The sequence below is a fragment of the Rhizobium sp. 'Codium 1' genome (assembly GCF_020889605.1).
In the GTDB taxonomy this organism is placed as follows: domain Bacteria; phylum Pseudomonadota; class Alphaproteobacteria; order Rhizobiales; family Rhizobiaceae; genus Allorhizobium; species Allorhizobium algae.
This window is the reverse complement of record NZ_JAJGPW010000008.1, coordinates 37,353-53,051: the sequence shown is the minus strand read 5'-3', so window position 1 is coordinate 53,051 and position 15,699 is coordinate 37,353. Positions and strand designations below refer to the sequence as shown.

The window sequence follows — 15,699 nt, the reverse complement described above, 5'->3', positions numbered from 1 at the left end:
TTGCCGCTGGCTCAGGCGCCCCCGCGGCCGCTGATCAGCTTCAGCGGCTTCAGGCCGAAGCCGAGCAGCAGGTTGAAGGTTGCGCGATCGAGCAGGAAGACCAGAAGCGCCACCAGGGGCCAGACGGCACAGGCGAGAATGAAGGCGGTCAGCCAGTCGTCGATCGTCAGGTGGGCAAAGGTCGCGGCGGCCAGAAGCGCAAAGGGCAGGGCAAGCGGCAGGACGACGCGCCGCAGGATGCCGCTCAGTGCCAGATGACCGCCGAAGTCGAAGAGCGATCTGAGTGCGGCCGCAACCGCGGCCCCGACGATGCCGAATTGCATGGTCAGCAGGACGAGGACACCGGCAAAGGGCAGAAGAAGGCCGAGATGCAGCTTGGCGATGAGGTCCGGACGGTGCTGGCTGTGGATCAGCCAATAGGGCGCGAAGATCAGCGAATTGAGCCAGATCGAGGTGACGAGGATCGTTGCGGGCACACCCGCCCGGTCGGCAAATGCGTCTCCGAGCCAGAGGGTCAGGAGCGGATCCATCAGCAGGATCGTCGAGGCGCAGATGCCGCCATAGAGAAGTGCCGTGATGACGAGGACGCGGGCGCTGAGTGCCTTGGCCTCGTCCGGCATGGAACTGGCGAGTCGCGGGAAAATCGCCCGCGAGATGGCGCCGGGGATGATCTGGCTGCGCGAGATCAGGTTGAGCGGCACGGCGTAATAGGTGACCGCTGCGACGCCGAAGAAGCGTCCGACCATCAACTGATCGAGAGAACCGAGGATCGGGGTCAACACCGACGAGATCGTCACCCAGCCGCCATAGGAGAGGAGCTTGCGTGCCCGGTCCATGTCGAAATCGGTGATCCGGATCGGTCCCTCGATCGAGTTGATGGCGACGAAGATGGCGAGCATCAGCAGCACCCGGGCAAGCACCGCGCCGGGGATGACTGTGCCGAGATCTGGCGAGACAAAGACGGCGAAGGCGAGCGGCAGGATCTGCGCGAAGATGGCGCCAGAGACCTGCAGCACATTGGCGAGCGCAAAATTCTCCCGCGCCTCGATCGCATCGATGCCGGCACCGTTCAGGATGACGAGGGGCAGGAGAAGGGCGATCCAAGGCATGGCCGCCTTCACTTCATCCTCGATCTCGACCGGCACCTGCACCACGCCGCCAACGATGTAGGAACCGAGCAGATAGAGCAGGAAGGCGCCGAAGAAGGTCATCGACGCGTTGATGGTAAAGGAGGTGACGATGACCCGGGCGCGTTCGCGCTGATCGGAATGATCAAGGCGGGCCAGCGCGTTGATCGTGGCGGGTGCCAGACCGAGCTCGAGAAAGCCGAGATAGCCGATCATCACCCAGATCAGCGAGATGACGCCGTAGCGCGCATCGCCGACATAATCGATATAGACGGGGACCGTCAGGATCATCACCGGGATCGGCAGCAGGGCGCCGATCAGGTTGATGATGAAATTGACATAGAGCCGATTGCGCGGCTTGCCTGCACTGGCCATTGCGGTCCCTTGATGTCCACCGGCATTCAACCGGATTGTCCCGAGCCTGTCATGGCCCGGCGACTCTTACGGATGGGTAAGTCGGGCCGTCTATTCGGCGGGAAGGGTTACCAGCGGGTGAACATGCGCGCGATGCGTGTCAGGCGCGGCGCTTGAGACCTTGCGCGACGATGACGTCGGGGATGCGAAGCGCAACGACCGTGCCCAGGCCTTCGCGCGAGCGGATCTTCAGGGAGCCGCCATGCAGGGCAACGAGCGAGCGGGAGATGGCAAGCCCGAGGCCCGAGCCGCCCTTCGACTTGGCATACTGGCTCTGCACCTGTTCGAAGGGGTTGCCGATCTTGCCGAGCGCGCTCTTCGGAATGCCTATGCCGGTGTCTGCGATGGAGACGATTACGGCGCCCTGGACCTTGCGGGCCCGCAGAGCGATCTTGCCGCCATCGTCGGTGAACTTGACGGCGTTGGAGAGGATGTTGAGGAGGATCTGCTTGATCGCGCGACGATCGGCGATCAGGGAGAGACCGTCCTCGACGCGCTGCTCGACAGTGATGTTTTTCTCTTCGGCCGGGATCGCGGTGAGTCGCATGCTCTCTTCGATCAGCGGGCACAGATCGATCGTTTCGCAGCGGATCTTCATCTGGCCCGCCTCGATCTTCGACATGTCGAGGATGTCGTTGATGACGTTGAGGAGGTGCTTGCCGCTTTCGTGGATGTCCTTGGCATATTCCTCGTATTTCGGCGAGCCGACCGGGCCGAACATGCCGGCGAGCAGGATTTCAGAGAAGCCGAGGATGGCGTTGAGCGGTGTTCTGAGCTCGTGGCTCATATTGGCGAGGAATTCCGATTTTGCCTTGTTGGCGGCTTCGGCATTCTGTTTTTCGGCGAGATACTTCTCGTTGGCGTCGGAGAGTTCGGTCTTCTGGCGCTCCAGGATCTTCTGCGAGGCGGAGAGATCGCCGATCGTGGCCATCAGGCGCCGTTCCTGTTCGCGCAGCCGTTCCTGATGGCGCTTGAGCAGCGTGATGTCGGTGCCGACGGAGACAAGGCCGCCGTCGCGGGTGCGGCGCTCGTTGATCTGCAGCCAGCGCTCGTCGGCGAGCTGGACTTCCGAGGTGCGGGAATTGGTGCCGTCGTCGGCATCGGCGATCCGGCGCTGGATGATCGGCTTGTCGGCTGCAGCAAGCACCAGGGCGCGCTCCTTGCCCGGAACGAGCACGGCATCGGGCAGACCATAGACCTTCTGGAAATGGCCATTCCAGGCCACCAGCTTGTCGTTCTTGTCCCAGAGCACGAAGGCTTCCGAGGTGCATTCGATGGCGTCGGCGAGGCGCTGGTCGGCTTCGGCGTAACGCTGGGCGAGCCGGTGCTGCTCGGTCACATCCATGGCGATCCCGATGACATGCAGTTCGCCGGTGCTGGTCGAGATGATCTGGGCTCGGGCGCGCATCCAGACATAATGGCCCTGGGCGTGGCGCATGCGGAAGATCTGGTCGATATGGCGTGAGCTGCCACGGCCGACGGAGCGGGCGAGCGCATAGAGATTGCCGTCATCGGGATGCATGAGGCGGGCGGCATCGGCGAAGGTGAGCGGCTGGGAGGAAGGAGCAAGGCCCAGCATCTCGTACATCGAGCTCGACCAGACGAGCTTGCGGCTTTCGAGGTCGAAATCCCAGAGACCGCAGCGCCCGCGGGCGAGCGCGGTCTCGACGCGCAGATTGGATTCCAGGAAGGTGTCGTCCGCCTCGCGTGCCCGTTTCACCTGGTAGAAATAGGCGTAGAGGATGACGAAGAGGATGACGGTGATGCAAGTGAAGAGCGTCGTGTTCAGCGAAAGCTCGCGGCGCCAGAAATCGCCGACGGCCTGAAGCGTGTGGGCGGTCACGATCAGAGCGCCGTCCGTGCCGATCGGCGTGAAGATCGCATGATGCGGTATGCCGTTCAGTTCGGTGTCGAAGGCGCCGGTGCGATTGCCGGATTGCCGGAAGATCATGACTTCTGGCAGAAGGCTCGACAGGGACAGGCCGACCTGGGCCGCTGCCTCCGGAGAAGCCGCAAATACCCGGCCGGCCGGATCGATCAGGAGCACGAAGGCTCCATTGGCAAAATGTCCGCGATCGAGGAACGTGGCGAGGCGCTTCTCGGCTTCGGCGCGGTCGCGCATTTCGAAGAGGGCGACCCTTTCGTCGAAGACGGCACTGGCCGTCGCAGCGATCAGCGCCGTCGACTGGCGCACGGACACTTCCATGCGCTGGTACTCGTTGACGATCCCGATGGTCCGGGCCAGCGCCACAACAGCGAGAAAGGCGAGGATGAGGATCGGAATGGCCCGGCGCAGGATCGTCTCGATCCGCCGCGAACGGATCGCTCCTTGCCCAGGACTGGATGACGACGCGCCGAACAACGCATCGCCGACGCGCCCGAAGAATGCCCCCATGTCCGAAAATTTGATGCGCAGCCGCTCATCGGCTGCGGTGACCCGCCGCGCGTCCAACATCGTCCCTGCCTCTATCCCTCGTGCGATTCGTTAGCGCCGCTCGCCCGAATCTGACGCCAAGGAATCATGGCCGATTCGCCTTGTCCAGAGTGGGTGGGTAAAGAAAATATTAACCCCTTGCTCCGACTCCTCTTTTTTATTGGCGGTCTGACAAGCGGCTGAATCTGATGGAAAATTAGCTGGTGATGTGGGCCCGATGAAACAGGTTCGCATGAAAAAGGCGCCGGTTTTGGCCGGCGCCTTTTTTGAGTGCAATGATGGCCTGGTCAGCCCTTGAGGATGCGGTCGACGATGTCGCGCACATCCGTCGAAAGCGACGTGGACGCTTCAATGGCGGCCAGCGCGGTGCGCGCCTTCTCGGCACGCGCGGGCTCGAGCAGGCGCCAGGACCGGAGCGCGGTCAGGAGACGTGCGGCGAGCTGCGGGTTGCGCGGGTCGATCGCGAGGATCTGCTCGGCGAAGAAGTCGTAAGCCGCACCGTCTGCACGGTTGAAGCCGGTCGCATTGCCGAAGGCGAAGGTGCCGACGAGCGAGCGGACCCGGTTCGGATTGGTCGGCGCGAAATGCGGGCTTCCCATGAGGGCCTTGACCCGGTCGAGGCTTCCCGATCCCGGGATTGTCGCCTGGATCGAGAACCACTTGTCGAGCACCAGCGCATTCGAGGCGAAGCGGGTTTCGAAGGCGGCCAGTGCATCCATCGCTTCGGCCGAATCCGGGAAGCGATGGGTGAGGATGGTGAGGGCCTGCGACAGGTCCGTCATGTTGTCGGCCCTGGCGAAGGCTGCCGCGGACAGGGCCGGGGAATTCTCGGCAATCGTCAGGAACGAGAGCGCAATGTTTCTCAGAGCACGCTTGCCGGCGCCTGTCGCATCCGGTGTGAAGGGGCCGGAGGCCGAATGGGCTTCATGGAGTGTGCGGAAGACCTCGACGCCTGCGGTCGCGATGGCGGACAGCACGGCTTGGCGACCGGCATGGATTGCATCGGGGTCATTGTTGCCGCCGAGCTCGCGGGCAATGTCGGCTTCGCTCGGCAGGCTCAGCGCCTGCGCGCGGAACGCGGGCTCCAGCTGCTCGTCGGCAGCGACAGCCAGCAGCACCTCGATGAAGGACGCGCTGGTCGTGATCGCCTGTCCCTCGCGGGCGCCCTTGGCGGCATCCGTCAGGACCGGCAGGGCGAGATCGGTGATGGCCTGCCAGCGGGCGAAGAGGTCGCTGTCGTGGCGGCCGATATGGCCGAGGTCTTCGGCGCTCTGCGAGAAGTGCAGGGTGACGGGGGCCGAGAAGCCGCGGTTGAGCGACACGACCGGGCGGCTGCCGATGCCGGAAAAGGTGAAGCTCTGGGCGCGTTCGGTCAGATGCAGGACCTCGCCGGTGACCTCGCCGCCGGAAATGCCGGAAGCCGTGGCCCCGGAGCCGTTTTCGGAGATGAGTGCGAAGCGCAGCGGGATGTGCATCGGCTCCTTGGCGCTCTGGCCGGGCGTGGCCGGGATCATCTGTTCCAGCGACAGCGTCAGGGTCTTGGCACCGGCGTCATAGGCCGAGGACACGGTGATCTGTGGCGTGCCGGCCTGATGATACCAGAGGGCGAACTGGGTGAGATCGCGGCCGCTCGCATCCTCGAAGCATTTGACGAAATCCTCGACGGTCGAGGCATCGCCATCGTGGCGTTCGAAGTAGAGGTCCATCCCCTTCTTGAAATCGTCGCGGCCGAGAATGGTCGCGATCATGCGGGTGACCTCCGAGCCCTTCTCATAGACGGTCGTCGTGTAGAAGTTGTTGATTTCGCGGTATTTTGTCGGGCGGACCGGATGAGCGAGCGGACCGGCATCCTCCGGGAACTGCTCCGAGCGCAGGTGGCGGACTTCTGCGATGCGCTTGACCGAGCGCGAGCGCATGTCGGCCGAAAACTCGTGGTCCCGGTAGACCGTCAGGCCTTCCTTCAGGCAGAGCTGGAACCAGTCGCGGCAGGTGATGCGGTTGCCGGTCCAGTTGTGGAAATATTCATGCGCGATGATCGCCTCGATATTCGCGTAATCCTGATCGGTCGCGGTCTCGGGGTCGGCAAGCACATACTTGTCGTTGAAGATGTTGAGGCCCTTGTTCTCCATGGCCCCCATGTTGAAGTCGGAGACAGCGACGATCATGAAGATGTCAAGATCGTATTCGCGGCCGAAGACCTCTTCGTCCCACTTCATCGAGCGCTTCAGCGCATCCATGGCATAGGCCGCACGCGGCTCCTTGCCGTGTTCGACATAGATCTTCAGCGCGACTTCGCGGCCGGACATGGTGGTGAACGTGTCTTCGACGATGCCGAGATCACCGGCGACCAGTGCGAAAAGGTAGGACGGTTTCGGATGCGGGTCGAACCAGGCGGCGAAATGCTTGTCCGGGCCGAAACCGGCACCCCCAAGGAAATTGCCGTTGGACAAGAGCAGCGGATTGGCGGCCTTGTCGGCGATGATGTTGACCGTATAGACGGCGAGCACATCGGGACGATCGGGAAAATAGGTGATGCGGCGGAAGCCTTCGGCCTCGCACTGGGTGCAGTAGATGCCGTTCGAACGGTAGAGACCCATCAGCTGGGTATTGGCCTCCGGATTGATCATCGTGACGACGGTGATCTCGAAGGGAACCGATTCCGGCAGGTCGCGGATAACTAGGCTCTCGGGTGCAGCGGTATAGCGTGCAGGATCCATCTCGATCTGGTCGAAAAGCAGGCTCGTCATGGTGAGGTCGTCGCCATCGAGCACCAGAGGCGCATTGGCATCGACGCCTTCCCGCCGATGGAAGATCAGGCGGGCTTCCACCTTGGTTTCCGTCGGGTCCAGTTCGAAGGTCAGATCAACCCGTTCCAGAACGAAGTCGGTGGGGCGGTAGTCTGCCAGATGAACGATCCGGCCCGTATCTGTGCGCATAATGTGTCCTGGTCGCTGCGGGGTTGGCCACCAGAATGCGCGCGGAGAAAGCGCTCAACCGAATGGCTCAAGTTGCGGGCGATGATTGCAGCAATTTCTGAACGATTATTAAAACATGAGATAATTTTGATGATGGACTTAACGCGTGGGCCAATTTTCTTCGTTGAAACCGGGTCGATGCGGGGCGAAGTCCAAGAATAGTCAAACTGATCTTGGACGAGACAAAGTCATGGAGGGTGACGCTTGGTCACGCCGGGTGACGCTGCAGGCGCATTGATGGCGAGACGCCCCAGAGGCAAGACGATTTCTCGGCTTGAGCGTGGCATCAACGCCATTTGCCGAAATAGCCCGTGATCTCAGTCTATTCCTGGGTGCGCCTCTGGCGAAATACGGGGCTTGCGAAGATGCGGCCGGCATGCATGCTGGTCACCTGTCGAGTCACCGGCGAGACCGTTGCCGCTTCCCATTCACTGCGCCCCGGCGCAGCTTGCCCCAAGATTTCACGAATATGGCTTTTGCCGATCCAGATCCCCTCCGCGGCATTGTGCTGAAAGTCTGTTCGGTCACGGTCTTCGTCGCCATGCAGACCTGCATCAAGCTCGCCGGCAGCGGCATCCCGCCAGGCCAGATCAGCTTTCACCGCTCGGCCTTCGCCATCCTGCCGATCCTCGGCTATCTCGCCTGGCGCGGCGAATTGCGCCAGGCCATGCAGACGAACAACCCCGTCGGGCACATCAAGCGCGGCCTGCTGGGCGTCTGTGCGATGGGGGCCGGTTTCTATGGCCTGGTGCATCTGCCGCTACCGGATGCGATTGCGATCGGCTATGCCATGCCGCTCCTGGCGGTCGTCTTTGCCTCGGTCTTCCTGAAGGAGACCGTCCGGCTATATCGCTGGACAGCGGTCGTCATCGGGCTCGTCGGGGTCCTGATCATATCTCTTCCCAAGCTCACCTTGTTCGGCGAGGAGGGCCTCGGTTCCGATGCGGCAGCGGGCGCCGTGGCCGTCCTGATTTCCGCTATGCTGGGAGCAGGCGCCATGCTGCAGGTCCGCCAGCTCGTGCGCGAGGAGAAGACCTCGACCATCGTCCTCTTCTTTTCGCTGACGGCGGCCCTTCTCTCGGCGCTCAGCTGGTTCTTCGGCTGGGCGGAACTCTCGTGGTGGTCGCTGGGACTTCTGGCGCTGGCCGGCATTTTCGGCGGACTGGGGCAGATCTTTCTCACCGAGAGCTATCGTTTCGCCGACGTCTCGACGATCGCGCCCTTCGAATATTGTTCGATCATTCTCGGCTCGATCGCCGCCTATATGCTGTTTTCCGAAGTGCCGACGATGACGACCCTGATCGGGGCGGCGATCGTGGTTGGAGCCGGCATCTTCATCATCTACCGCGAACACCAGCTCGGCCTTGAGCGCCGGGCGGCCCGCAAGGCTGCAACGCCCCAGGGCTGAAACGTCAGCTCTCTACCTCGGCAATCGGAGAGGCGTTGTCGGCGCCCTGCATCGGCACGATCGTGGCCTGGAAGTCGGCCTTCTCTTCCGGTGTGACGGTATCGGGACGACGCGTGATACGCCAGGCGGCATAGCCGGCATAGAGCGCGAAGCCGGAGCCGAGGAAGGCGATCAGGGCGCTCGGACCCAGCCCTTGCATGAGCGTTCCGGCCATCAGCGGACCGGTGACCGTGCCCAAGCCGTAGAGAATCATGATGCCGCTGGACAGCGTCACATATTCATGTGGTTCGGCAAGATCGTTCGCATGCGCAACGTTCAGTGAATAGATCGGGTAGAGCACCGTGCCGACGAAGAAGCCGGCGATATAGACGGCTGTCGGGTCCTCGGCACCAAAGGCCAACATCATGCCGCAGGCGCCGACACCGAAAAGGCCGCATGCAATCATCACAAAGCGGCGATCCAAGCGGTCGGAGACACGCCCGATCGGCACCTGCGAGATGGCACCGCCCGCGAGGAAGGCCGCAAGCAGCGTGGCGCCTTGCGCGGTGTTCATGCCAATGCTCTGCGAATAGACGCCGCCAAGACTGCCCCAGGTGCCCGACAGGGCACCTGTCAGCAGCGACCCGAAAAAGGCGATCGGAGAACGGCGATAGAGACGCTTGAGGTCGAAACGCGCCTCTGCGATCGGGCTCGGTGACTTTGCAGTCGACAGCGCCACGGGAAAGAGCGCGAGCGAAAAGATCAAGGCGCAGACGATGAACAGGTCGGGTGCATTCACGTCCCCGAGCGGCACGATATATTGGCCGCCGATCGAGCCGACGAGACAGGTGACCATGTAGACGGAGAAGAGCGCGCCACGATTTTCGTTGGTCACGCGTTCGTTGAGCCAGCTCTCGACCAGCAGATAGGCACCGGCAATGGCGAAGCCGGAAAGGCCGCGGAAGATCGTCCAGGCCCACCATTCGACCACAAGAGCGCAAAGCAGGATCGAGACGGTCAGCAGCGTGATCAGCGCGCCGAAAACCCGGACATGCCCGACGCGGCGCACGAAGATTGGCGTCACGACGCAGGAGACCGTGAAACCGAAGGTGTAGCCGGTGGCGATGACCGAGATGATGAAGGTCGACCAGCCTTCGCTGAGCGAGCGGATCGGCAGCATGTAGCTCATCAGACCGAAGCCGGCCATCATCATGAGGGTCGACATCATCAGGGTGGCGATCGATGCGAGACTGGACAGCATTGGGCCTCCCCCGGGCTCTCTGAACGGAAATTGTGCCAGCAATGCTGCCTGCGTGAAATTTCGGATACGACGCAATGCGCCGCATTTGCGGGCGGCGATGCATCTTCTCGCATGGCTATAGGCAATAATTGATTGAAAGTTCGTAAGGATTTCGTTTACGCTGTTGATATTCCGGGGAAAAGCGGCCGGCCATCGGCCTTTCACCACCAAGGGAAGCATATGGGGCAGACGGATACGACACGGCAGAAGGCCGGGCACTCGCAAGAGGGGTCGTCCATTGTGTGTGATCGCTCCCATCTGGCATGGATCGGACCATTCAGGAGGGCACGATGACGCTCTCTGCAGGCGATATCCTCGACCATCCTCACTTCGTTCCGGCCTTGCGGGTCTATGCCGCCGAGCTTCGCGGCCAGTTCGACCAGAGCCCGCGGCTTTCGCGCATGCTTGCCTCCCATCAGCGCTGGTTGCTCAGCCAGGCGGCCTTTGCGCTGCAGCTGGAATATGATCCCTTGCAGCCGGGCAGCGGGCTCACGACCACCAATCTGCGCGAGATCATCACCTCCAACAACGCGGCCAGCCGCAACACGGTGCTGAATTTCCTCGATCAGTTATTGAGCTACAAGTTCGTCCGTATCGTCGGCGATCCGAACCGGCGACCCAAGCGGTACGAGGCGACCGAGATACCGACGCTGGCCATGCACCAATGGCTGGTCACAAATCTGCAGCTTCTCGACCAGCTGGACGGTGGCGACCGGACGGCGACGCTGGCGGCGCAGCCGGACCTCTTTCGGCGGATCCAGCCGCAGATTGCCCGTCGCGCCTGTCTGCACCCGAGCTGGCTGGAACCTCCGTCGCGCGTGGCTCTTTTCCTCTGGACAGAGGCTGGGGGCCTCGTAATGGACGAACTCGTTCGCCGTGCCATGGAGCTGGAACCCGACGGCGAAGGCTACAATATCGGCCGCATCGACGCGCGCCTGATGGCCGAGCACTTCATGATATCGCGCACCCACCTGCAGCGGCTATTCCGCCGGGCGGTGGAGGCTGGCTGCCTCTACTGGCCAGACGGCGACCGCAATCATTGCGTCCTCAGGCGTGACTTCCTCGATGAATATTGCGGCTGGCAGGCGATCAAGTTCTCCATCGTCGATTTTGCCTATGAAAGGGTCTGCGGGCCCGTTCGCCTGGGAAAGCATGAACCGCGCCTCGGCGCAGTCGGCGGTCTCTAAGGCCCCGCAGCCGACCCACCATGCAAAAAGGCCCGCGTGAGGCGGGTCTTGTGACAAGTTCAGACGGTTCTTGACGCGATCAGAAGCCGAGAGGCTGCAAGGCGCGCTGTTCTCCACGGGCCTGAACCATCTGTCGCTTGCGCGCTGCAGTCGACAGCTCTTCCGAAGCACTGACGGCGTGGCCGATCTGATGCATGGCCTGGCGCAGGCTGCGGACGGGGTGGAACGAGATGCTCATGGACGTCTCCTCTGCTCTACATGCATATCGATTTCAGCACGTGTATCTGTTCATGATTGAACTTATATTGCAACGCACAAATCGGAAGCCCTGATATGCGCTCGATGCAAGACGCCAGATGAGGCGGCTTGTCCGTAATCTTATCAGGCGCGGAAATCGGCGAAAACGGAGGCAGGGCGGGCGATGCGGCCGGCTTGGCCGGAATGCCGTGCGCTCAGCTGTTCAGAGCAAGCGCCGCTGGTTCCCCGATTGTAGGGGCTTGTCGTGCGACCATGGTCGCCGGCGAGACGCAACGTCTCGAACTTGCAGTGGATGGGGCGGGTGCGAAGGCTCACGGCGGTCTTCCTTTAAAAGTGTCCCTCCCACTTTCGACTCTATATATCGCAGTGCAGCATAGATTCGGCAATGAACACCGCCGCGATCCTGCCTTGCGTCATTTGCATGGCTGCCGTCATAATTTGTTAACGTTGACGAATCTTTAGCCGTTTTGCGGCGGATCCAGGCGCTCGGAGAATGCGAGCAGGTCCATCCAGGCGAGCGCCTTGCTCGCGGGAGCGGCGAGCAGTTCCTGCGGATGCAGCGTGGCCATGGCCTGCACCGCATGACCGCCGGCGCCGATCTCGCGCCATTTGCCCCGAAGCGCGTGGATCGTCCCGGTCTCGCCGAGGAAGAAGCGGGCGGCGAAATTGCCGAGAACGAGGACGAAGCGGGGTTCGGCCAGCGCGATCTGCCGCTCGATAAAGGGGCGGCAGATGGCGGTTTCCGGTGTGGACGGCATGCGATCGCCAGGTGGTCGCCACGGGATCACGGTCGAGATCAATACACTGTCACGTGTCTGGCCGATGGCCGACAGCATGCGGTCGAGCAGCAGACCGGCACGTCCGGAAAAGGCATGTCCCTCGCGGTCGTCATCGGCATTCGGCATCGGGCCGATCACCATGATGCCGGAAGTGCCGCTTCCCATCGCAGTGATCGTCGAGCGGGCAGACGTCTTCAGATTGCAGCTGGCAAAGCCTTCGATGGCGGTTTTCAGCTCGGCGAGCGAACGGGCGCTCTCGGCGGCGAAGCGCGCCTCGGCCACGGCATTTTCATCGGGAATGGCGGGCAGGGCGGACCCCTGGGACGGCTGTGCCCGCGACGGCTGCCGCTCGGAGGGCGGTGCTCCGCGCGCGGGTGCCGTCCGGGAGGGGGCATTTTGCGCCGGCGCGTCGGCTGTCGGCCGCGTTACCTGCCGCGCTGCCTTCTCCGCCTGGAACGCTGCAATCCGATCCACCGGCGCGTCTTCCACGAGCCATTCAACGCCGGCTTCCGCATGGAATGCGAGAAGCGCTGCGAGTTCAGCGGGCGTCATGTCGGAGGCTTGGATCATCATCCCGTTCTAGTGCGTTCGGACGGCGGAAGGCAAATGGAAAGCAAGGGCCCGCCCGAACGACAAGTGTTCATCCAGAGGCAGAAGCAGCAGCGACCCTCGAATGACGAGGGCGGGTGGGTTCTGGCTGGCCTCGATCCTGCGAGATCCGCTGCTTCAGGTGTTTCCGGATGAGAAAGGGCGGAAAGCCCTATACCGGCAATCCGCCACATCAAACCACGCAGAGGCTTGCGTCTCCCCTCCATCTGAAGGGAAGAAGCGGAGCATCACGCCACCCATTGCTCGATGTCGTCGCGTTCGCCGATCAGCGAAAGCCCGTGCGCGATCGAGACGAGTTCGCCGCCGGTCTCGATCCGGCTTGCGTCGAAGCGACGATGGAAGATGTCGCGCACGGCGGGCACGAAGGATGTGCCGCCAGTGAGGAAGATCTTGTCGATCGTTTCCGCCGGCGTGTTGGTCGCCGTCAGTACGTCGTCGAGCGCCTCTTCCATGCGGGCGAGGTCCTCGGCAATCCAGCTTTCGAAATCGCGGCGTGTCACGCGCTTCTCGCCGGCCTTGCCGAGCGGAGCGAAACGGAATTCGGCTTCCTCGGACGAGGACAGGGCCATCTTGGTGGCCGAGACCGCCTGGTAGAGCGGATAACCCTCGTCGTGATCGATCAGGTCGATGAAGAGCTCCAGTTTTTCCGGCTCTTCGGCCTGGCGCACCAGCGATTTCAAGTCGGCGAATTCCTTCAGTGTCTTGAAGACGGAAAGCTGGTTCCAGCGGGAGAAGGCGAGGTAGTAGTTGCTGGGAACATCGAGAAGCTTGCCGAAGCTCTTGAACTGGCTGCCCTTTCCGATCTCCGGAGCGACGAGCTGGTCGATGATGCGGGCGTCGAACTGGTCGCCGGCGATGCCGACGCCGGACTGGCCGATCGGCGTGGCCTTCAGCTTGCCGGCTTCGGTCGAGAACCGGATCAGCGAAAAGTCGGTCGTGCCGCCGCCGAAGTCGGCAACAAGGACGGTGGCATCGCGCTTCAGCGTGCGGGCAAAATAGAAGGCGGCCGCGACCGGTTCATAGACATAATGGATTTCAGGAAAGCCGAGCCGCGTCAGCGCCTCGTTGTAGCGTGTGACGGCAAGGGCCGGATCGGGGCTGGCGCCGGCGAAATGCACGGGGCGGCCGGCAACGAGGCGCTTGGCACCTTCGGGCCATCCCTCACCGCCATAGGCCTGCAGACGCTTCAGGAAGACCTCCATCAGGTCCTCGAACTGGAATCGGCGGGCGTGGACGAGCGTGCCCTGGAAAAGGGCGGAGGCCGCAAAGGTCTTGATCGACTGCAGGAAACGACAATCGCCGGGATTGTCGATGAAGGTGCGGATGGCCGCCTGGCCTGCCTCGACCTTGAGCGCGCCGGCACCAAGCTGTGGATCTTTCAGGAAGGAGAGCGCGGTGCGCATGCTGTCGGTGGTACCGGCCGGCGAGGTGAAGGAGACCGAGCGCGTGTCGTCTCCACTTTCCGCGACGGCGATCACGGTATTGGTCGTGCCGAAATCGAGCCCCAGCGCCTGAGCCATGGCCATCGCCCCCTTGTTCCTGTGTCGGATGTCTGTGAAAGCCGGCGGACCGGCGCTGCTCGGCGGTGCCGAGGAATGAAAGAGGGCGCCTGATGCCACAGGGGACGGGCAAGGGCAAGCGACCATTTTGTGACGCGTGCGGATCTGGCCGGTCTGCGCTCCAGGGTTTGCGCTAGGGGATGGCAGCCGGCCGGAGAATCAGCCGTACTGGCGGTTCGTTTGCTGCCGGACTATGCTTGGCCGACTCTGGAACCCGCAAAATGTCACCCGCGCGCGCCATTCTGCATTGCCTTGCCGCCCTTGCCATCCTGACGGGTTTCCTCTGGATCGGGCAGGGTTCCGGCAGTTTCCCCTATCCGGCGTCGAGCTTCATGATCGATCAGCGCCCTTGGATCCTCTACGGCGCAATCCTTGCCGTGGCCGGCCTGGGAGGGCTTGTGCTGCTGCGCCGTCGGTGATGCCGAAGCGCATGAAAAAAGGCCCGCCATGCGACGGGCCTTTTTCCGTTTATGACCGTGTGGTCACGCCTGCTTATAGACCTTCACCACGTCGGCCACGTCGACAGTCTGGCGTTGCGGATCGAGCGCGAGGGTAGCCCTGGCCGATGCCTTCGGGTCATCGGCACCGGATAGCAGGCCGGCGATGATGCGGGCCTGGGACACTTCCAGCGCCCTGTCTCGTCCGCGATTGAGGCTTTGGTCGACCAGAGCTGTGAGGCGTTCTCTGAACACGGCATTGCCCCTCTGCGGCGCAGCGGGCTCCCCGCGATATGCGGCAAGGGCCGCAGCCTCGATGTCATCCTCGGCTGATTTGACGCGATCAACGACGGCCGGCGCAGCTTCCCGATCGCTGGCAGCAGGGGAGGGCGTGCCGGACGAGGCATTGTCATCGGTCTCGGCATCGGACGCCTGATCGGCTTCACTCGCCGGAGGCATGGTGTCGGCTGTGTCGTCAACCTGCGCGCCGGAGCCCGAACTGGTGTCGTCCGCGGCGACGCCATTGTTGGATCCGGTACTTTGCCCAGCGCTCTCAGGCGCAGTCTCCGTATCCGCGTCGTCGCCGACGGGTTCTGCATCCGGTTGCTCGGCGATCGGTTCTTCGGCAGGCGTGGGCTGATAGGTCCCGTCGTCGACATCGCCGGGTTCTGTCGTCTCCGGCTCCTGATAGGATGAAGCCGGTGTCTCCGACGGCGAAGGTGAAGATGTCGAGCCCGACGTGCTGCTACCGGGGGACGATGTCGAGCCGGCGTTTGAGGAGCTGGAGGACGACGAGTTGTTGGTCCCGGATGAGCCTGAACCGAAAAGCAATGGGGCGAGCATGTTTGGCCATGAGGTTGGAGTTGCATTGTTGGCAGGGCTAATACAAGCAATCCATTGAACAAACGTCGCTTTCGTCTGTTCAGTTTGTGTCAAATACCACCGGCTCGGGGAGAGGCTCAGACGTCCAGATAGAGACGCGCGGCCATTGGCGGTCCATCGAGCGGAACGTGCTCGTTTTCGAATGTTTCGAGCTTGGTCAGGAAGTGATCGATGATCCGGCCATGACTGGCGTTTCGAGAGCGCGGGAGGCGCGCGCGCTCTTCTGGTACAGGCTCGATATCGCTTACGAGAGCGGCTGGGACGAGTGCCAGCAGCAGCCGGGCTTCATGTCCGGCATCGGTCATCACGGGAACTCTCATCTCCCAGGTTTCTCACCTGGGAGTAAACGCG

13 protein-coding genes are annotated in these 15,699 nt (G+C 62.7%); 3 read left to right on the top strand and 10 right to left on the bottom strand.

Features of this window, described 5'->3' with window-relative positions:
• Positions 1-11: 11 nt before the first annotated feature.
• The 3 genes from LJE98_RS17675 to pepN all read right to left on the bottom strand — a co-directional run bounded on the left by LJE98_RS17675 (position 12) and on the right by pepN (position 6,911).
• Positions 12-1,502 carry an oligosaccharide flippase family protein gene (locus tag LJE98_RS17675; protein WP_229576532.1) on the bottom strand — a complete coding sequence of 497 codons (1,491 nt, stop codon included), beginning with the start codon at positions 1,500-1,502 and terminating at the stop codon, positions 12-14.
• Positions 1,503-1,641: 139 nt separating this feature from the next.
• Entirely contained in the window at positions 1,642-3,996 is a 2,355-nt protein-coding gene (locus LJE98_RS17670; protein WP_229576531.1) for a PAS domain-containing sensor histidine kinase, read from the bottom strand.
• 266 nt (positions 3,997-4,262) lie between these two features.
• On the bottom strand, positions 4,263-6,911 hold the full coding sequence (gene pepN / locus LJE98_RS17665) for an aminopeptidase N (protein WP_229576530.1): 2,649 nt from the start codon (positions 6,909-6,911) through the stop codon (positions 4,263-4,265).
• 508 nt (positions 6,912-7,419) lie between these two features.
• On the opposite strand from pepN, the gene LJE98_RS17660 reads away from it, so the two are divergent.
• A complete protein-coding gene (locus tag LJE98_RS17660; RefSeq protein WP_229576529.1) occupies positions 7,420-8,358 on the top strand; it encodes a DMT family transporter in 939 nt (312 codons plus the stop codon).
• Positions 8,359-8,362: 4 nt separating this feature from the next.
• Here LJE98_RS17660 and LJE98_RS17655 read toward each other — a convergent pair whose 3' ends face one another.
• A complete protein-coding gene (locus LJE98_RS17655; RefSeq protein WP_229576528.1) occupies positions 8,363-9,598 on the bottom strand; it encodes an MFS transporter in 1,236 nt (411 codons plus the stop codon).
• Positions 9,599-9,927: 329 nt separating this feature from the next.
• On the opposite strand from LJE98_RS17655, the gene LJE98_RS17650 reads away from it, so the two are divergent.
• A complete protein-coding gene (locus LJE98_RS17650; RefSeq protein WP_229576527.1) occupies positions 9,928-10,824 on the top strand; it encodes a hypothetical protein in 897 nt (298 codons plus the stop codon).
• A 79-nt stretch (positions 10,825-10,903) separates the two neighbouring features.
• Here the strand turns inward: LJE98_RS17650 and LJE98_RS17645 are convergent, their stop codons facing one another.
• The 4 genes from LJE98_RS17645 to LJE98_RS17630 form a co-directional block, all read right to left on the bottom strand.
• Positions 10,904-11,062, bottom strand: a complete 159-nt coding sequence (locus LJE98_RS17645) for a hypothetical protein (protein ID WP_229576526.1) — start codon at positions 11,060-11,062, stop codon at positions 10,904-10,906.
• A gap of 143 nt (positions 11,063-11,205) precedes the next feature.
• On the bottom strand, positions 11,206-11,397 hold the full coding sequence (locus tag LJE98_RS17640; RefSeq protein WP_229576524.1) for a hypothetical protein: 192 nt from the start codon (positions 11,395-11,397) through the stop codon (positions 11,206-11,208).
• 143 nt (positions 11,398-11,540) lie between these two features.
• On the bottom strand, positions 11,541-12,431 hold the full coding sequence (locus tag LJE98_RS17635) for a uracil-DNA glycosylase family protein (RefSeq protein WP_229576523.1): 891 nt from the start codon (positions 12,429-12,431) through the stop codon (positions 11,541-11,543).
• Between the two features lie 266 nt (positions 12,432-12,697).
• Complete coding sequence (locus tag LJE98_RS17630) at positions 12,698-13,990, bottom strand: Hsp70 family protein (RefSeq protein WP_229576747.1); 1,293 nt, start codon at positions 13,988-13,990, stop codon at positions 12,698-12,700.
• Positions 13,991-14,250: 260 nt separating this feature from the next.
• Between LJE98_RS17630 and LJE98_RS17625 the strand changes: the two genes are divergently transcribed.
• Positions 14,251-14,448, top strand: coding sequence for a hypothetical protein (locus LJE98_RS17625; protein ID WP_229576522.1), 198 nt, complete (start codon positions 14,251-14,253; stop codon positions 14,446-14,448).
• A 63-nt stretch (positions 14,449-14,511) separates the two neighbouring features.
• Here LJE98_RS17625 and LJE98_RS17620 read toward each other — a convergent pair whose 3' ends face one another.
• Together LJE98_RS17620 and LJE98_RS17615 are read right to left on the bottom strand one after the other, a co-directional pair.
• Positions 14,512-15,309: a hypothetical protein gene (locus LJE98_RS17620; RefSeq protein ID WP_229576521.1), complete on the bottom strand. Its 798-nt coding sequence runs from the start codon at positions 15,307-15,309 to the stop codon at positions 14,512-14,514.
• Positions 15,310-15,425: 116 nt separating this feature from the next.
• Positions 15,426-15,668: a hypothetical protein gene (locus tag LJE98_RS17615; RefSeq protein WP_229576519.1), complete on the bottom strand. Its 243-nt coding sequence runs from the start codon at positions 15,666-15,668 to the stop codon at positions 15,426-15,428.
• Positions 15,669-15,699 lie beyond the last annotated feature (31 nt).

Excerpts from the sequence above, each read along its gene's own strand:
- LJE98_RS17675 (WP_229576532.1), bottom strand. The coding sequence starts at position 1,502 with ATGGCCAGTGCAGGCAAGCCGCGCAATCGGCTCTATGTCAATTTCATC.
- LJE98_RS17670 (WP_229576531.1), bottom strand. The coding sequence starts at position 3,996 with ATGTTGGACGCGCGGCGGGTCACCGCAGCCGATGAGCGGCTGCGCATC.
- pepN (WP_229576530.1), bottom strand. The coding sequence starts at position 6,911 with ATGCGCACAGATACGGGCCGGATCGTTCATCTGGCAGACTACCGCCCC.
- LJE98_RS17660 (WP_229576529.1), top strand. The coding sequence starts at position 7,420 with ATGGCTTTTGCCGATCCAGATCCCCTCCGCGGCATTGTGCTGAAAGTC.
- LJE98_RS17655 (WP_229576528.1), bottom strand. The coding sequence starts at position 9,598 with ATGCTGTCCAGTCTCGCATCGATCGCCACCCTGATGATGTCGACCCTC.
- LJE98_RS17650 (WP_229576527.1), top strand. The coding sequence starts at position 9,928 with ATGACGCTCTCTGCAGGCGATATCCTCGACCATCCTCACTTCGTTCCG.
- LJE98_RS17645 (WP_229576526.1), bottom strand. The coding sequence starts at position 11,062 with ATGAGCATCTCGTTCCACCCCGTCCGCAGCCTGCGCCAGGCCATGCAT.
- LJE98_RS17635 (WP_229576523.1), bottom strand. The coding sequence starts at position 12,431 with ATGATCCAAGCCTCCGACATGACGCCCGCTGAACTCGCAGCGCTTCTC.
- LJE98_RS17630 (WP_229576747.1), bottom strand. The coding sequence starts at position 13,990 with ATGGCTCAGGCGCTGGGGCTCGATTTCGGCACGACCAATACCGTGATC.
- LJE98_RS17625 (WP_229576522.1), top strand. The coding sequence starts at position 14,251 with ATGTCACCCGCGCGCGCCATTCTGCATTGCCTTGCCGCCCTTGCCATC.
- LJE98_RS17620 (WP_229576521.1), bottom strand. The coding sequence starts at position 15,309 with ATGCTCGCCCCATTGCTTTTCGGTTCAGGCTCATCCGGGACCAACAAC.
- LJE98_RS17615 (WP_229576519.1), bottom strand. The coding sequence starts at position 15,668 with ATGAGAGTTCCCGTGATGACCGATGCCGGACATGAAGCCCGGCTGCTG.